Annotated in this window: 18 protein-coding genes; 13 read left to right on the top strand and 5 right to left on the bottom strand. The window is 60.0% G+C overall.

Annotation, left to right across the window (positions count from 1 at the left end):
- Positions 1-49 precede the first annotated feature (49 nt).
- Together ACWGXF_RS15535 and ACWGXF_RS15530 are read left to right on the top strand one after the other, a co-directional pair.
- Positions 50-850 carry a MetQ/NlpA family ABC transporter substrate-binding protein gene (locus ACWGXF_RS15535; protein WP_452102082.1) on the top strand — a complete coding sequence of 267 codons (801 nt, stop codon included), beginning with the start codon at positions 50-52 and terminating at the stop codon, positions 848-850.
- Positions 851-854: 4 nt separating this feature from the next.
- Positions 855-1958, top strand: coding sequence for a DUF6817 domain-containing protein (locus ACWGXF_RS15530; protein WP_452102081.1), 1104 nt, complete (start codon positions 855-857; stop codon positions 1956-1958).
- Between the two features lie 118 nt (positions 1959-2076).
- On the opposite strand, the gene upp is transcribed toward ACWGXF_RS15530, so the two are convergent.
- From upp to ACWGXF_RS15505, 5 genes are all read right to left on the bottom strand, one after another.
- Positions 2077-2709, bottom strand: a complete 633-nt coding sequence (gene upp, locus ACWGXF_RS15525; protein ID WP_003062768.1) for a uracil phosphoribosyltransferase — start codon at positions 2707-2709, stop codon at positions 2077-2079.
- Between the two features lie 111 nt (positions 2710-2820).
- Complete coding sequence (locus tag ACWGXF_RS15520; RefSeq protein WP_452102080.1) at positions 2821-3795, bottom strand: threo-3-hydroxy-L-aspartate ammonia-lyase; 975 nt, start codon at positions 3793-3795, stop codon at positions 2821-2823.
- A gap of 182 nt (positions 3796-3977) precedes the next feature.
- On the bottom strand, positions 3978-4874 hold the full coding sequence (locus ACWGXF_RS15515; RefSeq protein WP_452102079.1) for an enoyl-CoA hydratase-related protein: 897 nt from the start codon (positions 4872-4874) through the stop codon (positions 3978-3980).
- Between the two features lie 174 nt (positions 4875-5048).
- Complete coding sequence (locus ACWGXF_RS15510; RefSeq protein ID WP_452102078.1) at positions 5049-6623, bottom strand: methyl-accepting chemotaxis protein; 1575 nt, start codon at positions 6621-6623, stop codon at positions 5049-5051.
- Positions 6624-6878: 255 nt separating this feature from the next.
- The gene (locus tag ACWGXF_RS15505; RefSeq protein ID WP_034390687.1) at positions 6879-8414 is read right to left on the bottom strand and encodes a helicase HerA-like C-terminal domain-containing protein; all 1536 of its coding nucleotides are present in this window, start codon (positions 8412-8414) and stop codon (positions 6879-6881) included.
- 80 nt (positions 8415-8494) lie between these two features.
- On the opposite strand from ACWGXF_RS15505, the gene ACWGXF_RS15500 reads away from it, so the two are divergent.
- The 11 genes from ACWGXF_RS15500 to ACWGXF_RS15450 form a co-directional block, all read left to right on the top strand.
- The gene (locus tag ACWGXF_RS15500) at positions 8495-9214 is read left to right on the top strand and encodes a YebC/PmpR family DNA-binding transcriptional regulator (RefSeq protein WP_003053891.1); all 720 of its coding nucleotides are present in this window, start codon (positions 8495-8497) and stop codon (positions 9212-9214) included.
- Positions 9211-10503, top strand: coding sequence for a phosphoribosylamine--glycine ligase (gene purD, locus ACWGXF_RS15495; RefSeq protein ID WP_003062772.1), 1293 nt, complete (start codon positions 9211-9213; stop codon positions 10501-10503). Before ACWGXF_RS15500 ends, purD begins: the two co-directional genes overlap by 4 nt.
- Positions 10503-11456, top strand: a complete 954-nt coding sequence (hemF, locus tag ACWGXF_RS15490) for an oxygen-dependent coproporphyrinogen oxidase (RefSeq protein ID WP_202788203.1) — start codon at positions 10503-10505, stop codon at positions 11454-11456. The genes purD and hemF overlap by 1 nt, the downstream gene beginning before the upstream one ends.
- Positions 11457-11705: 249 nt before the next feature.
- Positions 11706-12383, top strand: coding sequence for a ribosome silencing factor (gene rsfS, locus ACWGXF_RS15485; protein WP_452102077.1), 678 nt, complete (start codon positions 11706-11708; stop codon positions 12381-12383).
- Complete coding sequence (gene rlmH / locus ACWGXF_RS15480; RefSeq protein ID WP_003053899.1) at positions 12384-12851, top strand: 23S rRNA (pseudouridine(1915)-N(3))-methyltransferase RlmH; 468 nt, start codon at positions 12384-12386, stop codon at positions 12849-12851. It begins immediately after the preceding gene.
- A 110-nt stretch (positions 12852-12961) separates the two neighbouring features.
- Positions 12962-13576: a Maf family protein gene (locus ACWGXF_RS15475; RefSeq protein ID WP_054075075.1), complete on the top strand. Its 615-nt coding sequence runs from the start codon at positions 12962-12964 to the stop codon at positions 13574-13576.
- A 139-nt stretch (positions 13577-13715) separates the two neighbouring features.
- Entirely contained in the window at positions 13716-15203 is a 1488-nt protein-coding gene (gene rng, locus ACWGXF_RS15470) for a ribonuclease G (RefSeq protein ID WP_003062776.1), read from the top strand.
- A 164-nt stretch (positions 15204-15367) separates the two neighbouring features.
- The gene (locus ACWGXF_RS15465) at positions 15368-16567 is read left to right on the top strand and encodes a tyrosine-type recombinase/integrase (RefSeq protein WP_452102076.1); all 1200 of its coding nucleotides are present in this window, start codon (positions 15368-15370) and stop codon (positions 16565-16567) included.
- A 418-nt stretch (positions 16568-16985) separates the two neighbouring features.
- Positions 16986-17750, top strand: a complete 765-nt coding sequence (locus tag ACWGXF_RS15460) for a hypothetical protein (RefSeq protein WP_409821231.1) — start codon at positions 16986-16988, stop codon at positions 17748-17750.
- A gap of 145 nt (positions 17751-17895) precedes the next feature.
- Positions 17896-18114 carry a helix-turn-helix transcriptional regulator gene (locus ACWGXF_RS15455; protein WP_409821228.1) on the top strand — a complete coding sequence of 73 codons (219 nt, stop codon included), beginning with the start codon at positions 17896-17898 and terminating at the stop codon, positions 18112-18114.
- Positions 18111-18323 (top strand): hypothetical protein (locus tag ACWGXF_RS15450; protein ID WP_452102075.1); only part of this gene is annotated, 213 nt, incomplete at its 3' end. The genes ACWGXF_RS15455 and ACWGXF_RS15450, both read left to right, overlap by 4 nt.

The following is an 18323-nucleotide window of genomic DNA, read 5'->3' as shown; positions in this document are numbered from 1 at the left end:
CACATGCTCGGCGGACCTGAATTTCCCGGATTTGTCTTGAAAGGTGCCCATGGTGCACAAGCGTTCTCTCGTAAAAGCCCTGGCGGTTGCCGCCTTGGTTCCTGCCGCATTGCTGGCCCAGGCCCAGGATCTGGCCGTGACCGTTGGTGTGACGGCCGGCCCCCACGCCCAGATTGCCGAAGTGGCCAAGCAGGTTGCAGCCAGGCAGGGCCTGAAGGTCAGGCTGGTGGAATTTGGCGACTTCATCCAGCCCAATGCGGCGCTGTCCGCCGGTGATATCGACGCCAACATCTATCAGCATCAGCCCTTCCTCGATGCCCAGAACAAGGACCGTGGCTACAAGCTGGTGCCCGTGGCCAAGGCCGTGAACCAGCAAATGGGCGTGTACTCCAGAAAGCTCAGAAAGCTGGCCGATCTCAAGAGCGGCGCGCGCGTGGGTATTCCCAACGATCCCACCAATGGCTCGCGTGCTCTGATGGTGCTGGCCAAGCAGGGCTTGATCACGCTCAAGGCCGATGCCGGTGCGCGCGCTTCGGTGCTGGACATCACGGCCAACCCCAGAAAGCTCAGGTTTGTCGAGCTCGAAGCGGCCCAACTGGCCCGCGCCCTCGATGATCTGGATGCCGCGGCTGTCAACAGCAGCTACGCCGTGGCTGCCGGCCTGTCCCCCCAGGGCGACTCGCTGGCGCTGGAAGATGTGAACACGCCTTATGTGACCGTGCTCATCGTCACGCGCGCCGGTCATGAAAACAGCAAAGGTTTGCAGGCCTTTGTGAAGGCCTACCAGTCACCCGAGGTCAAGGCCTTTGTGGAAAAGACCTTCAAGGGTGCTTACACAACTGCATGGTGAGCGCATGAATCAGCCCTGGAATCAACTGGATGCGGCGCTGTTCGAGCGCGCCAAGACTTTGCTGGACGAGGAGTGGCTGAGCCGTGACGCCGATCTGGCGCCGCTGCTGCCCGTGGTGCTGGAGCGTGGCGTGGGCCAGGATTGGCACAAGGCCGGTACTTTCCGCCACCATCTGGCAGGGGTGGCGCGCTCTCTGGCGCTATGGCAGCAACCCAGGGAGGTGCGCCAGCTGGGCCTGCTGCACAGTGTCTACGGCAATGCCTTTGTCGATCTGGTCAAGTTCGATGCCGGCAACGAGCGCGATCAGCTCAAGCGCCTGGTCGGGGAACAGGCCGAGCATCTGGTCTATCTGTTTTGCACCATGAGCCGTACCCAGTTCGTGCAAAAGCTGCTGGCTGGCGAGCTGGGAGCCGACGGCAGCCTGCAGATCGAGCGCAACGGCCCCGAGCCGCGGGAGACCATCAGGCTCACCGCCTATGAAGTGGCTGTGTTCGCGATTGTCAGCATGGCTGACAGCATGGAGCAGTGGTTCAGCTGGCAGGAAGACATCTACTCGCGCTTCCCTTCCGTGGACCACAGTCGTCAGCAGGCCGTGCACTGGGCGGCGTCGCTGTGGCCTGGCCCCATGCGCCCCAGCAGCCGAATGCTCAGCCAGATCAGCGGCCTGGGCCAGGCGCTGCAGCATCCTGCTCTCAAGACCCAGCTGCCGCTGCCGCCCGTGTTTGCGAGCTGCAGCCAACTGCTGAGCGCAGGCAACGAGGCTGCGGCCGTGGCGCTGTACTGGTCGGTGATTCAGCTCGATCAGCCGCTGGTCGATCTGGACGCTGCCACCGCCACGCTGGAGCAGGCTGTGACCCTCAACCCCTGGGTGGGCGAGCCGCAGATGGTGCTGGCCCTGCTCTATCTGAGCGCGGGCCGCAGCGCCGATGCTGCTAGAGCCGCCGAGAGCGCGCTGCAGTGCTTTTGCACCTGGGGCAATGCCTGGGACAAGCGCGTGCAGTGGGATGCCTGGATTGCCTGGACGCGTATCTTGCTGCAGTCGGCCCGGCAGGACAGCTGGCCTGCACGGCTGGACAAGCTCAACAATATGGCGCTGAATCAGGTCTGAGCTGAATCTGAAATTGATAGCTGCCAGCGCTTGATGGATAAGAGCTACAGGCTGTTTTGAGTATGAAAAAAGCCCCAGCACCTTGCGCCTGGGGCTTTTTGTTGGCAAGCAGCCGTGCTTACTTGGTGCCGAAGATACGGTCGCCCGCATCACCCAGGCCGGGCAGGATGTAGCCATGGCTGTCCAGCTCGCGGTCCACGGCGGCGGTGTAGATGTCCACATCGGGGTGGGCGGCCTGCATGGTCTTCACGCCTTCGGGGGCAGCCAGCAGGCACATGAACTTGATGGACTTGGGCGCGCTCTTGTCCTTGAGTTGCTGCACGGCCGCCACGGCCGAGTTGCCGGTGGCCAGCATGGGGTCGACCACGATCACGTCGCGCTCGCCCATGTTTTCGGGCATCTTGTAGTAGTACTCGACGGGCTTGAGGGTCTCGGGGTCGCGGAACAGGCCGATGTGACCGATGCGCGCGCCGGGCACCACGTTGAGCATGCCGTCCAGGAAGCCGTTGCCGGCACGCAGAATGGAAACCAGCGCCAGCTTCTTGCCGTCAATGACCTTGCCCATGGTCTTTTCCATGGGGGTTTCGATCTCGACATCCTGCAGCGGGAAGTCGCGCGTCAGTTCATAGGCCATCAGCGTGGACAGCTCGCCCAGCATGCGGCGAAAGCTGTTGGTCGATGCTTCCTTGCGGCGCATCAGTGTCAGTTTGTGCTGGACCAGGGGGTGGTCGATCAAATGCAGAGTGCTCATGTTCTTGGTCTTTGTGGTGAAGGCAGGCAGGCCCGCTTGTGGCGGGCTCGTGCTTGCAAAATTGAGATCAGGCGGATGCGGGCCGGGCCGCAACGGACGCTATTTTCGCTGTCACTCGGACAGCAGGCTGGCAAAACGCTCTAAATCCACATTGCCGCCGCTGATCACAATGCCCACGCGCTTGCCCTTGAGCGGCAAACCACCGTGGATGGCGGCTGCCAGAGACAGCGATCCCGTGGGCTCGACCACGATTTTCATGCGCTCGGCATAAAAGCGCATGGCCTGGACCAATTGCTCGTCGTTGACGGTAAGAACCTCGTTCACTCGCTGCTGGATGATGGCAAAGGTCAGATCGCCCGGCGCCTGGGTCTGGGCACCGTCGGCAATGGTGCGCGGCGTAGCTATCTTGACGATATGGCCGGCGCGCAGCGACTGCTGCACATCGTTGCCCGCTTCGGGCTCGATGCCGATCACCTTGCATTGCGGAGCCAGGGCGTTGGCGGCCAGCAGACTGCCGGAGAGCAGACCGCCGCCGCCCAGGCAGACAAACAGATAGTCCAGATCCGGTACTTCCTCCAGCAGCTCCTTGACGGCCGTGCCCTGGCCGGCAATCACGTCGCGATGGTTGTAAGGCGGGATCAGCGTCATGCCGCGCTCGGTTGCCAGTTTGTGGGCGATGGATTCGCGGTCTTCGGTGAAGCGGTTGTAGGTGACGACCTGGGCGCCATAGCCGCGCGTGGCCGCCATCTTGGAGGCCGGTGCATCCTCAGGCATGACGATCAGGGCAGGCATGTCCAGCAGCTGCGCTGCCTGGGCAATGGCCTGGGCATGGTTGCCGGAGGAAAAGGCCAGGGCACCGCCCTTGCGCTGCTCGGGCGTGAACTGGGCCAGAGCGTTGTAGGCGCCGCGAAACTTGAAAGCGCCTATGCGCTGCAGGTTCTCGCATTTGAAGAACAGGCGCGCGCCCAGCTGTTCGTCCATGGTGCGGCTGGTCAGTACCGGCGTGCGATGGGCTACGCCCCGCAGGCGCTGGGCAGCGGCCACGACATCGTCATAAGTGGGCAGGGGGGCGGTGTTTGTGCTCATGGCAGGACAGGCTGAGGTGGTGACTGAACCCATGATAACGGTGCGTGCTCCACTTCAACCCGAATCGCTGCGCTGTCGCTTGGCTCCATGTCGATGGCGCCCAGCGGGCCATCGAGAAGATAGAGAAATACGAGCGGGAAAGGCATGCAGGCCTTTATTGGTAAGTGCTGATAGCTATTCAATCAGGAGCGATCGCCCGCTTGAGACAGTGCCGGTGCAAACGCCTGCAGCGGCTCCAGCGGGGGGAAGTCGCCGGCGCGCTTGGCCTGCATGGCACTCACGGCCTCCATGACATGCCGGTTGCTCCAGATGCCGCTTTGCACCCAGCCCATTTGCTGCAGCGAGTCGCTCACGCTGTGGTCGCGCGCGTAATTGATCACCTGCTTGCTGCCCCAGATGGCCACGGGCGGCTTGGCCGCAATTTCGCGCGCGCAGGCGAGAGCTGCCGTGACGGTGGCTTCGTGCGTGTCGTAGACGGCGTTGACCAGACCGTGGCTGGCGGCCTCCTGCGCAGTCATGCGGCGGCCGGTGTAGGCCAGCTCCTTGACGATGCCCAGCGGCATCAGCTTGGGCAGGCGCTGCAGGCTGCCCAGGTCGGCGGTCATGCCGATATTGATCTCCTGCACGCAGAAAAAGGACTCGGCGCTGGCATAGCGTATGCATGCGGTGGCCACCAGATCCAGCCCACCACCCACGCAGGCTCCCTGAATGGCGCAGATCACGGGCATGCGCAGGGCTTCGATCTTGTTGAAGGTGGACTGCAACTGGGCCAGGGTGTCGATGATGGCGGCGCGGCCCTCGGGCGTGCGGTCATTGGGCGCAAAGTCGGGGTCGGCAAAGGTCTCGAGTGCCATGCCGGCGCAGAAATGCTTGCCTGTGCTGCTGATCACCAGCGCGCGCGACTGGCCGCTGCGCTGCAGCGTATCCAGCACCAGGTCCAGCTCCTGCCAGAACCTGGGATTCAGGGTGTTGAAGGCATCGGGGCGGTTGAGCACCAGATGGGCAATATGGTCGACCAGGTCCAGGCGAAAGCTGCTCAGACCCGCGGTCAGCAAGGTGTCGTCAGAGATATGGGGCATGCCGGCATGGTGTCTTGCTGCGTAGGCCGCGCCAGTCACACTTGCGACTGCAGACAGAAAAACCGGTCTGGGTCAAACCTGCGGTGTCAGCCGTTCCCTCCTGGGTGCAATGGAGGGAACGGCGGAGAAGCTGGTGAAGAGACGGATGCTGTGTTCCAGCAACTTCAACCAGGTTCAGGCAGTCAGGGCCGGCGCTCTGTCCGCGGCCTGGACCTTGAATACGGCCACCATGCCGGTGAGGCGCTGGGCCTGGTCGCTCAGAGAGACAGCGGCAGCCGTGGATTCCTCGACCAGGGCGGCATTCTGCTGCGTCATCTGATCCAGATTGGTCACGGCCTGGTTGACCTGGCTGATGCCGTCATGCTGCTCCATGGCCGAGGCACTGATCTCGCCAATCATGTCCGAGACCTTGCCGACGCTGCTGACGATCTCTTCCATCACGCGGCCTGCCTGGGAGACCTGGTCGGCGCCTTCCTGGGCGGCATCCACGGAGGTGGTGATGAGCGCCTTGATCTCCTTGGCGGCATCGGCGCTGCGGTGGGCCAGGGCGCGCACCTCGCCGGCGACCACGGCGAAGCCCCGGCCTTGCTCGCCGGCACGGGCAGCCTCGACAGCCGCGTTGAGGGCCAGGATATTGGTCTGGAAGGCGATGGAGTCGATCACGCCGATGATGTCGGAGATGCGGTGCGCGCTGTCGCTGATGCGTCCCATGCTGCTGACCACGGACTGCACCACATGGCCGCCACGCTGGGCCACCTGCGCGGCATTGCCTGCCAGATGGTTGGCCTGGCGCGCGGTGTCCGAGGCCTGGGCGACGGTGGCGGTCAGCTGCTCCATGCTGGCCGCGGTTTCCTCGAGATTGGCGGCAGTCTGCTCGGTGCGTGCGGACAGGTCGTGGTTGCCGGTGGCGATTTCGGCCGAGGCGGTGCTGATGGAGTGCACGCTGGTGCGTACATCGGCCACCAGGCTGCGCAGTTGGGCTGCCATGGTCGAGACGGAGCTCAGCAGGCGGCCGAACTCGTCATGGCGGTCGTTGCCGGCGGTGACCGTGAGGTCGCCCTGTGCAATGGCCTGGGTCAGCTCCACGGCTTCGTTCAGAGGCTGGGTGATGGAGCGGGTGAGGGCCAGCGCCAGGCCCAGAGCGGCCGTCAGCACAAGAGCCTGTACCGCCCAGGACAGCCAGATCGCTTTTTGCTGGTCTTGCTGCAGCTGAAGGCTGGCGGCGTCGCGCTGCTGCTCCTGCAGCTTCACAAAGTCCTGCAGCGAATCGGCGTAGCGGCCAATGGCACCCAGATATTGCTGGCGGATGAAGTCGCGCATGGCGTCGATATCACCGGTCAGTTTGATCTCGCGTGCCTGCTTGTTCAGCGCCAGAACCTCGGCACGCACGGCTGCGATCTTTTGCAGGGCGGCCTTGTCGGCGTCGCTTTGAGCCAGTTTGATGACCTGTGCCTGCAGTGCCCCATTGACGGCCACGCCTTCGCTGACACGCTCGTCCATGCGCTGGGTCAGCGCCTCGTCGGTGGTCATATTGCTGGTGAGCACGCGCTCGCCCGTGGTCTCGGTCGCACCTTTCCACTGCAGGGCGAGGTTGATGCGATTGTCATAGTCGGCCAGAGTCTGCATGCCGGCCTGCAGGGCCTGGGTGGACGAGTGCTGGTTCCAGAGCGAGACGGCCAGCATCATGGTCAGAAGCCCGCCCAAAGTGCACCACAGCTTGGTGGAGACACGCCATTGATTGAATTGCATTGGCTGAAAATATTGCAAAAGCACTGCCTGGCCGGAGCGAACTGGTGGTCTGCGGCAAGACCGGGCAGCGTGGTTAGCGTAGAGAAAGAAGCGGCTGTGCAGGCACAGCACCGTTCCAGGAGACTGGCGGCAGGCACCTGGAGCTGGATTTATTATGTATCGACATAATGAGCTCCACCTTGAGCATTTTCTGGATGACTGCCACAAAAAAGGCCTGCTGACGCAGGCCTTGGAAGTGAAGGAAGAGCGTCGGGCTCAACGCTTCTTGTTGCCCAGAATGCCACCCAGCACGCCGCGCAGGATTTCCTTGCCCAGGCTGTTGCCCACGGTGCGCACCGTGGACTTGGCCATGGTCTGCACCAGGCCGTCATGCTGGCCGCCGCGCGGGCCGGTGCGACCGAACAGCAGCTCCTTGAGTCCGTCCATCATGGAGTCTGTGGTGCTGGCTTGCTGGGTCGAGCCTGCCGCTGTGGCAGCGGCAGGGGCGTCACCAGGCTTGGCAGGCGTGGCGCTCGCAGTACGGTCGCGCAATATCTCGAAGGCCGATTCGCGGTCTACGGCCTTCTCGTAGACGCCGGCAACCAGGGAGCCATCGATCAGCGCCTTGCGCTGCTCGGCCGTGATGGGGCCGAGCTGGCTGCCGGGCGGGATCACGAACACGCGCTCGGTCACGCTGGGGCGGCCTTTTTCGTCGAGGAAGCTGACCAGGGCCTCGCCCACGGCCAGCTCGGTGATGGCGGCGGCAATATCGAGGCCGGGATTGGGGCGCATGGTGGAGGCGGCCGAGGCCACGGCCTTCTGGTCGCGCGGGGTGAAGGCGCGCAAGGCATGTTGCACGCGGTTGCCCAACTGCCCAAGCACGCTGTCGGGAACGTCCAGCGGGTTCTGGGTGACGAAGTACACGCCCACGCCCTTGGAGCGCACCAGGCGCACGACCAGTTCGATGCGCTCGATCAGCACCTTGGGCGCATCGTTGAACAGCAGGTGGGCCTCGTCAAAGAAAAACACCAGCTTGGGCTTCTCGGGGTCGCCGATTTCCGGCAATTGCTCGAACAGTTCGGACAGAAGCCAGAGCAAAAAAGTCGAGTACAGGCGCGGCGCGTTCATCAGCTTGTCCGCCGCCAGCACATTGACCACGCCCATGCCGTTGGCATCGGTCTGCATCAGATCGTTGATGTCGAGCATGGGTTCGCCAAAGAACTTGTCGCCGCCCTGGCTTTCAATGCCCAGCAGTCCGCGCTGTATGGCGCCCACACTGGCCGAGCTGATATTGCCGTACTGGGTGGTGAACTGCTTGGCGTTGTCGCCCACGAAGTTCAGCATGGCGCGCAGATCCTTGAGGTCCAGCAGCAGCATGCCGTTGTCGTCGGCGATCTTGAACACCAGATTGAGCACGCCCATCTGGGTCTCGTTCAGATTCAGCATACGGCCTATGAGCAGAGGGCCCATGTCCGAGATGGTGGCGCGCACGGGATGGCCCTGCTCGCCGAACACATCCCACAGCGTGGCGGGGCAGGCCAGGGGCTGGGGCAGGGCCAGGCCACGCTCCTTGAGCGAGGCGGCCAGCTTGTCACCTATCTTGCCGGCCTGGCTGATACCGCTCAGGTCTCCTTTGACGTCGGCCATGAAAACCGGCACGCCGATCTGCGAGAAGCTTTCGGCCAGTTTTTGCAGCGTGACGGTCTTGCCGGTGCCTGTTGCGCCGGTGATCAGGCCATGCCGATTCGCCAGTCCGGGCAGCAGTACACATTCTGTGGCAGAGTGCTGGGCAATCAAAAGGGGTGAAGCCATTTCGGGTTTCCTCTGGGGGGGCATGCAGTCAAAAGTAAAATCGCTCCCGCTAGGTTAAATCAAATATCAAAGGATTCCCTGTGGCAGGACACAGCAAATGGGCCAACATCCAGCACCGCAAGGGTCGCCAGGATGAAAAACGTGGCCGCATCTGGACGCGCATCATTCGTGAAATCATGGTCGCTGCCCGCCAAGGCGGCGGCGACCTGAGCGCCAACCCGCGTCTGCGTCTGGCGGTGGACAAGGCCAAGGCCGCCAATATGCCGGCCGACAATATCAAGCGCAATATCGACAAGGCCACGGGCAACCTCGACGGCGTGACCTACGAGGAAATCCGTTACGAAGGCTATGGCATCGGCGGCGCGGCCATCATTGTGGACACAATGACGGACAATCGCGTACGTACGGTGGCCGATGTTCGCCATGCATTCAGCAAGTACGGTGGCAATATGGGCACCGAAGGCTCGGTGGCCTTCCAGTTCAAGCATGTGGGTCAGATCATGTTCGCCCCCGGCACGGACGAAGAAAAAGTCATGGAGATCGCGCTGGAAGCCGGTGCCGACGATGTGATCACCGATGACGAAGGTGGCATCGAGGTGCTGACGGCCCCCGGCGACTTTGAAGCCGTGCGTGACGCACTGCAGGCCGCCGGCTTTACCGCCGACATGGCCGAGGTGACCATGCGCCCCGAAAATACAATCGCCCTCGAAGGCGATGATGCAGCTCGCATGCAGAAGCTGCTGGACATGATTGAAGACTTGGATGACGTTCAGGACGTCTACCACAACGCAGAACTATGAAAATTCTTGTGATTGGCGGCGGTGGCCGTGAGCACGCTCTGGCGTGGAAGTTGGCCGAATCGCCCAAGGCGACCAAGGTCTATGTGGCTCCCGGTAACGGTGGCACTGCCCTGGCTGGCGGCAAGCTGGAGAACCTCGACATCACCGATGTGAAGGCTCTGCGCGAATGGGCCCAGGCCGAAAAGATTGCCGTGACCGTCGTGGGGCCCGAGGCTCCGCTGGCGGCTGGCGTGGTCGATGAGTTCCGTGCCCACGGACTCAAGGTCTTCGGCCCGACCAAGACTGCAGCCCAGCTGGAGTCGTCCAAGGCTTTCTCCAAGGACTTCATGGCGCGCCACAGCATCCCCACGGCGCAATATGAAACCTTTACCGACCCGGTTGCGGCCCATGCCTATGTGGATCGCCTCGGTGCGCCCATTGTCATCAAGGCCGACGGCCTGGCGGCCGGCAAGGGCGTGGTGGTTGCCATGTCGCTGCAGGAAGCCCACGACGCCGTGGACTTCATGCTGGTGGACAACAAGTACGGTGTGCAGCACAACGAAGGCGGTGCACGCGTCGTGATCGAGGAATTCCTCGATGGCGAGGAAGCCAGCTTCATCGTGCTGTGCGACGGCAAGAACGTGCTGGCACTGGCGACCAGCCAGGACCACAAGCGTCTCAAGGATGGCGACCAGGGCCCCAACACTGGCGGCATGGGCGCTTATTCGCCGGCACCTGTGGTGACCGCCGATGTGCATGCCCGCGCCATGCGCGAAATCATTCTGCCCACCATCCGTGGCATGGAAAAAGACGGTGTGCCCTATACCGGCTTCCTGTACGCAGGTCTGATGATCGACAAGGCAGGCCACCCCAAGACGCTGGAGTTCAACTGCCGCATGGGCGATCCGGAAACCCAGCCCATCATGATGCGTCTCAAGAGCGATCTGGTGGATGTGATGCTGGCAGCCTGCGAAGGCAAGCTCGACCAGCTGGAGCTGCAGTGGGACCGCCGTACCGCATTGGGCGTGGTCATGGCTGCTGCCGGCTACCCCGAAGACCCGCGCAAGGGCGATGTCATCACCGGTCTGCCCGCCGCAGCCGACGATGCCATGGTCTTCCATGCCGGCACCCAGCTGGGCGATGACGGCCAGCCTGTGACCAGCGGTGGTCGTGTGCTCTGCGTGACCGTGTTGGCCGACAGTGTCAAGCAGGCGCAGCAGAAGGTGTATGACGTGGCACGTGGCATCCATTTCGATGGTGCCCAGTATCGTCGCGACATCGGCTTCCGAGCCGTCAAGAAGGCCGACTGATGAGCCAGACATCCTCATCTTCTGTGGCTGATCAGCTGCCTGTGGCCGAGGTGCGTGAGTACCTCATGGGTCTGCAGACCCGCATCACCGAGGCGCTGGAAGCCATCGAAGGCGAGGGTGGTGCGCGTTTCCTGGCCGACGCCTGGCACAAGGAGCCGGGCGAAAAGCTGCAAGGCAACGGTGTCACCAAGATCATGGAGGGCGGGCGCGTGTTCGAGCGCGCAGGCTGCGGTTTCTCGCATGTGCGCGGGCCGCAACTGCCGCCCTCGGCCACACAGCACCGGCCCGAGCTGGCTGGGGCGCCGTTTGAGGCGATGGGCGTGTCGCTGGTGTTTCACCCGCGCAACCCCCTGGTGCCCACGGTGCACATGAATGTGCGCATGATCTCGGCCGGCCATGAAGGGCAGCCCAAGACCTGCTGGTTTGGCGGCGGCATGGATTTGACGCCGGTCTACGGCTTCGAGGAAGACGCCGTGCATTTCCATCAGATCTGCCGTGATGCGCTGGCGCCATTTGGTGATCAGCTCTATCCGCGTTTCAAGCAATGGTGCGACGAGTACTTCTTCCTCAAGCATCGCAACGAGCAGCGCGGCATTGGCGGCATCTTCTTCGATGATTTCAGCGAACTGGGCCAGCAGCAGAGCTTTGCCATGCTGCGCTCGGTTGGCGATGCCTTTCTGAAGGCCTATTTGCCCATCGTGGAACGCCGCCGGAATGCGCAGTACACGCAGCAGCAGGTGGATTTCCAGCGCTACCGCCGTGGCCGCTATGTGGAATTCAACCTGGTCTGGGACCGCGGCACGCATTTCGGCCTGCAGTCCGGCGGCCGCACCGAATCCATTCTGCTGTCCATGCCGCCTCATGCGGACTGGAGCTATCAGCGTGAGGATGCGCCCGGTACACCCGAGCGTGATCTGCTCGAGAAATTCCTGATTCGCCGTGACTGGCTCTGAGGCACAGGCCTTTGTCCAATAGGCCGGATTCCCCTGCTGATCGGGCATAAAGCCCTGTCAGCAGGGAAATTTTTAGAAAACTATAATTTCCATAGCTGGATGCGCGCTATCGACTGGCGCGTCAACCTTTTTCAATGCGTGAAGAGCGCAGGTCTTAGAGGCCTGAACGCAGACGCTAACCCAACCCTGATACGGGTGTGGCGCAGCACACGCTATATTGATCCCATCATTTACTGATTCCATCGCCTGATGACCACCTCCACCAAATCGGATTCCGCAGCCAAGCGCGACGTCACCAAACTCCAGCGAGCCATTGTTGACGGCCTCGAAGACGTCAAGGCCCACGACATCCAGGTGTTCAACACCGAAGCACTGTCCCCGCTGTTCGAGCGCGTGATCGTGGCTTCGGGTACTTCCAACCGCCAGACCAAGGCACTTGCCTCCAGCGTGCGCGAAGCCGTCAAGGAAGCAGGTTTTCCCGTGCCCCGCCAGGAAGGTGAGCAAAACGGCGAATGGATCATTGTGGACTGCGGCTCGGTTGTCTGCCACATCATGCAGCCGGCCATCCGCCAGTACTACCGCCTGGAAGAAATCTGGGGCGAGACTCCGGTGCGTATGAAGATCGGTGCCGCCAAGCCCAAGCCCGCAGAAGTGGCCGCCAAGAAACTGGCTGCCAAGCTGGCCGTGGAAAAGGCAGCGGCGGAAAACACCGTGGTCGAGAAAAAGCCTGCTGCCAAGAAGGCTGCGGCCAAGAAGCCCGCCGCCAAGATGGCCGCCGGTGCCAAGCCTGCAGCCAAGAAGCCTGCTGCCAAGTCCGCCGCCGCGAAGACGGTCAAGACCGTGGTCGTCAAGCCCAGCACGCCCCGTACGGCCAAGCCGGTTGCGGCCAAACCCGCAGCCAAGCGTGCTCCCCGCGCCAAGGCCTAAATGAAGCTGACCATCGTGGCTGTAGGTCTGCATGTGCCCGACTGGGCGCAGACGGCCTACGACGATTACGCCAAGCGCTTTCCGCCCGAACTCAAGGTCGAACTCAAGGCCGTCAAGACCGAGCCGCGCGGCTCCAAGACGCTGGAGACCCTGTATGCGGCAGAGCGCAAGCGCATCGAAGCCGCCATTCCCAGAGGCACCCGCATCGTGGTGCTCGACGAGCGCGGCACGAATCTGACCACCAAGGCGCTGGCCCAGCGTCTCAAGGGCTGGCAACTCGAGAGCGATGATGTTGCCTTGGTCATCGGCGGCCCCGACGGGCTTGACCCCGAGTTCAAGGCAGCGGCACACGAGCGCATCCGCCTCTCCGATCTGACCCTGCCGCATGCCATGGTGCGCGTGCTGCTGATCGAGCAGCTCTACCGCGCCTGGTCGGTCAATGCCGGCCATCCCTACCATCGCGAATAAGCGCTTGTGATCGGACTCTGCGTGCAATTTCGCGCAGTGCGTGATACTATGATTTTGATAGCCTATTGCGCTTTATATATGGGCGCTAGAGGCCATTTTTAATCAAAATCATGGCGCTATTTCTCTATCTTGCATCCCAAAGTCCCCGCCGTCGTCAGCTGCTAGAGCAGCTGGGTGTGGCGCATGAATTGCTGCTGCCCAATGCAGCCGGCGACATCGCCGAGGATGCCGAGGCCATAGAGGCCGAGCTGGCTGGGGAAGACCCCCATGACTATGTGCAGCGCGTGACGGCCGGCAAACTCGATGCTGCCGTGGCCCGCCATGCGCGGCGCGGTTTGCCGCAGGCGCCCATTCTATGCTCCGACACCACCGTGGCCCTGGGAAAGCAGATTCTGGGCAAGCCCGCCGATGCCGAAGACGCGCGACGCATCCTGCGTCTGCTCTCCGGGGCCGAACATGAGGTGCTGACTGCCGTGGCGCTGCAAAGCGGCGCCAGGCGTCTGCAGGCCTTGTCGGTGTCCACCGTGCGCTTTGCGTCCATGACCGAGGCGCAGATCGATGCCTATGTGCTCACGGGCGAGCCCATGGGCAAGGCCGGTGCCTATGGCATACAGGGCAGGGCGGCCGCACATATTGCAGAGATTCGTGGCAGCTATTCGGCCATCATGGGCCTGCCGGTTTATGAAACTGCCGAGCTTTTGCGCCAGCTGGGCTGGTCGCTCTGAACCTTTGGCGCAATCGGCACTCTGTTCTTGAGTCTTCCCTGCGGGAAGGTCTGCATGGCAGCTGTCTTGCGCCAGCCATGCGCGCGTCGCACACTGGGCGCAGCAAAAGCCAGGACATATAAAGAAAGAACGACAGTCAATGCAGCAAGATATTTTGATCAACTGGTCGCCGCAGGAAACGCGGGTGGCGATTGTCGAAAACGGCGCCGTGCAGGAGCTGCACATGGAGCGCCCGCTGGAGCGGGGACTCGTCGGCAACATCTATCTGGGCAAGGTCTCGCGTGTGCTTCCAGGCATGCAGTCCGCCTTCATCGATATCGGTCTGGAGCGTGCGGCCTTTTTGCATGTGGCCGATGTCTGGCAGCGTCAGGAAAATGGCGAAGCCCCGATGTTCGCGCGCAAGGACCAGCCGCTGACGCCCATCGAAAAGCAGGTGTTCGAAGGGCAGTCCATCATGGTGCAGGTCATCAAGGACCCCATAGGTACCAAGGGTGCGCGCCTGTCCACGCAGATCAGCATTGCAGGGCGCCTGCTGGTGTTTCTGCCGCAGGACGACCATATCGGCATCTCCCAGAAAATTCCCCAGAACGAGCGCGACGCCTTGCGGGCCCGTCTGCAGGAGCTGGTCGGCACCAAGGAGGGGGGCGGTGGCGGCGGGTTCATTCTGCGCACCAATGGCGAGGAATCCAGCGATGCCGAGCTGGCCGATGACATCCGCTATCTGCGCAAGACCTGGGCGCGCATCAAGGATGCGGCGCAGAAGCTCCCAGTCATGTCGGTGCTGCATCAGGATCTAAACCTGCTGCAACGTGTGCTGCGGGATCTGGTCGGCGAGAACACCCAGAGCATTCGCATCGATTCGCGCGAGCAGTTTGCGCTGCTCAAGAGCTTTGGCCAGGAATACATGCCGGCGGCCGTGCCCAAGCTGGCGCTTTACAAGGGCGAGAGGCCGATTTTCGACCTCTACAACATCGACGAGGAAATCGCGCGTGCGCTGGGGCGGCGTGTGGATCTGAAGTCGGGCGGCTATCTGATCGTCGATCAGACCGAAGCCCTGACCACCATCGATGTGAATACCGGCGGCTATGTCGGTGCGCGCAATTTTGACGACACCATCTTCAAGACCAACCTGGAAGCGGCGCACGCCATTGCACGTCAGCTGCGCCTGCGCAACCTGGGCGGCATCGTCATCGTGGACTTCATCGACATGGTGCGCGAGGAGCATCAGGGCGAGGTGCTCTCCGAATTCCGCCGCCAGCTGGCACGCGACCGCGTCAAGACCATGGCTGGCGGCTTCTCTCAGCTGGGCCTGGTGGAGATGACGCGCAAGCGTACGCGCGAGTCGCTGGCCCATATGCTGTGCGAGCCCTGTGAAGCCTGCTCCGGCAAGGGCAACGTCAAGACCGCGCGCAGCATCTGCTACGAGGTGCTGCGCGAAATCCTGCGCGAAGCCCGCCAGTTCAATCCGCATGAGTTCCGCGTCGTGGCATCGCCCAAAGTGGTGGAGATGTTCCTCGACGAGGAAAGCCAGCATCTGGCCAGCCTTTCGGACTTCATTGGCAAGCCCATTTCGCTGCAGGCCGAGACTGCGATGGCGCAGGAGCAATACGACATTGTGCTGCTTTGAGTTTTTTAACGTGCAATGGCGTTCTATTTTTTTAAAAAAACATATTTAAAATCAATTACTTGTAAATTACTTCATCCAGTGTCGTGCATTTTGATGCACTACCATCAAGCCCAAAATGTGTAGCTGCATGTGTAGCTAGGTGAGTAGCTAAATAAGAGGGATAGATGGCTGCAACACGTATGAATGTCTTGGCAGATGTTGATCTGCGCAGGTGGTTGAAAGACAAACGAGCTTTGGCAAAGTCTGACGGAGGTGGGTTGACCTTCACTATGTCGGCAGCTGGTACTGCTTCGTGGGTATTGCGCTATAGGTCAGAAGGTCGCCAGGTGGAGCTCACGTTGGGGCGCTACCCCGATGTCACGCTTGCGGCCGCCAGAAAACTGGCTGCCGAAAAAAGGGTGGAGGTCCAGCAGGGGCGTGATCCGGCGGCTGAGAAGCGCAGGGCCAAGTCTCGTAGAGATTGGACGGTTCGAGAGTTGGTTGTTGACTATCGCGAAATGGTGCTTCCAACCTTGGCAAAGAGCACGCAGGTCAGTTATGGCCGTAATCTGAAGCGCATAGAAACTGGCTTGGGCGCTACGAAAGTGACGGAAATTGAAGCTGCTGATGTGGTTGGCTTGATCGAGCGGTTCAACTTGGGCTGGGTAGAAGCGAACACCTTGCTCATCGTGCAAAAGGCTATTTTTCGTAGGGCAGCAGGAAAGCGGCTCATCAATGTCAACCCAGTATTGGGTGTGGAGCTATCAGCGGTTATTGGGCCTCGTCCCAGGGTTCGTCAACGGCTGATGCTGACGCGTGATGAGTTAGCTGCGCTGATGAATGCCCAGATGAGTAGGGCGAACCTTTTGACTCTGCGTATCTTGCTTGCAACAGGGGTTCGAGCATCAGAGCTTTTTCAGGCTAGGAAAGAGAGTGTGCATCTTGATGAGGCGCGCTGGAATATTCCTGCAAGTAAAACAGGGGCTAGCATGGATATTCCATTGCCTGCTCTTGTTGCTGAATGGTTCAGCGAACTGATTACATTTAGTCATGAATCTGTTTTTATTCTGCCAACCAGAACATTGAGTCGAGCTGAGCGAAATGGTGGTGATGCGCATATCAGCAAGGATTCAATTAGAGAGTCAATAGATTATTGGCTAGAATATTACAAGCCTCCTGTAAGACGTTTTACTCCTCATGATTTGCGTTCGACCATGAAGTCTCATATGCGTGCTCTCGGTGTGAGTCGTGATATTTCAGAGATGTGTTTAAATCACAAATTGTCTGGGGTGGAGGGAATATATGACCAATACGGGTATTACGAAGAGCGACGAGCTGCCTACAATTTATGGGTTGATTTTTTGTCTAAACTAATAAATTCGTAAATAAGATATAAAGGCATAGTTTCATTATTCGTTGTTGCATTAAACAATTTTCTGTCGCGGAAGGTTGTGGTGAAGAAAAGATATTTTTTGATTAAGTTGGCAAAAAACTTGCTCAAATGTCACTCGCAGTGAAAGAAAATTTGTTTATGCAACAAAGTCATCGGTCATCTGAAAGCGGATGAGGGTAGGGTGAAAATCCTTTCAAGGACGGTTTGGGTGAGTAGACCTTGCGATCACGGGTGGCGCATAAAAACTGTACTTAATTATTGCCGCGCTGCGGCTTTGTTTCGTCAGGTTCTGATTAGAAATTGCCGCACTGATTGGAGTGTTTGGCGATCAGCGGCATGCCTGTAGTTGATGGAAGAATTATCTGGACCGCTTGGATTTTTATCGTTGAGGAAGTAAAAAAGGTTATTAAATGGCGACATCTAATATTTCAACCCAAGCAGAAAAAGACAATCTCATCTCTTCCCCAGATTGGGGAGGCGAGGCTCGCGTGCCAAATAGGGCGTTGTGGGAGATCGCCGCAATTGCTGGTGATGTTGAGCCTAAGCTTGAGAAAGTCAATAAAAGAAAGGAGGCTGACTCGGAGTGGAAGGTTGAATATGAAAAACGTGTTAGAGCAATGAAAACTGCACTACTGCCTACACGTAGTCAATTGCCTGATCATGTGTATTATGAACCGCAGCTGGGAGGAAATGCAACTCTCATAGATGACCCCAAAAAATTCAGGCAGGTAAGAGTGGACGTCGTAAGTGCTATTGAATTTCTTTGGCATAGATTCGGAAAAAATGTCTTCCCCGAGGGGCTTAATTTAATCCACCAGCAATTAAGCACGTTGACCGCTGGTACGGTCAACCAGTCTTCCCAAGACCTAATAAGTGATCCCATAGCCTCTGCTGAAAATACGGGTGCAATTAAGGGGCCTTCACATCGTGATCAAAAGCTGGCGAACGCCACCAAAGAGCTTAAACGGCTGCAGGCGCTGACCTATGTTTTTTCACGCGAGCTTTTCAGCTCTAAGCAAGATAGTGAGCTTCCGCCTGCGACACTGATAGACGATTGGCTTGCTTCAATTGACGAAGCTGGGCTTAAAGGGCGGGAAGGTTTCGGCTCAACTGGTGTGCAATCTCTTATAGATAAATGCTTCAAGAGCTATTCAGAGCTAAAGCGAAATCCATGATGGAATCCATCATCAGTCCATGATGGGCTCATCATGGGTTAGAAACTCAGGGATGTCGCGCCTCCAAAATTGAACTCATCCGGATGCTGATGGGTTCGACGGGACTCATTGAACCAACTTCAATAGTTCTTTCAAGGAGGCTTATATGGCACAACAATTTCAAGAAGCGCTGATTCGCAAGCGCAAAGTTCTGGAGATGACCGGATGGTCCAACTCCACCCTCTACGCCCGTATCGCGAGCAAGGAGTTCAAACCAGGTGTCAAAGTCGGCAGCCGCATGGTCGCGTGGCCCCTGAGCGAGGTTGACGCGTACATCAAAGCGCGTATCTCTGAGCGTGACGAGCAGATCGGTGGGGCAGCATGAAGCGCAAGAAGGCTCATAGCAGCCCCGCGCTGCACACCGCCCCCACAACGCAAAGCCCACAGCAGGACACTTCTTCTTTGGTGAAGAAGGATAAACGAACCAAAGAACAACCCGGCCTCGACGAGGAAAATATTCTCTCCCCTTTGCCTAAGGCCATCAAAGCTGTCTTTCGTGTTGTCGATGCACACGGTAAGCGAACTGGTCACATT

Source organism: Comamonas sp. HJ-2 (genome assembly GCF_053615495.1).
Note: the sequence above shows the minus strand (reverse complement) of the source record. Positions and strands in the feature narration are given on the sequence as shown.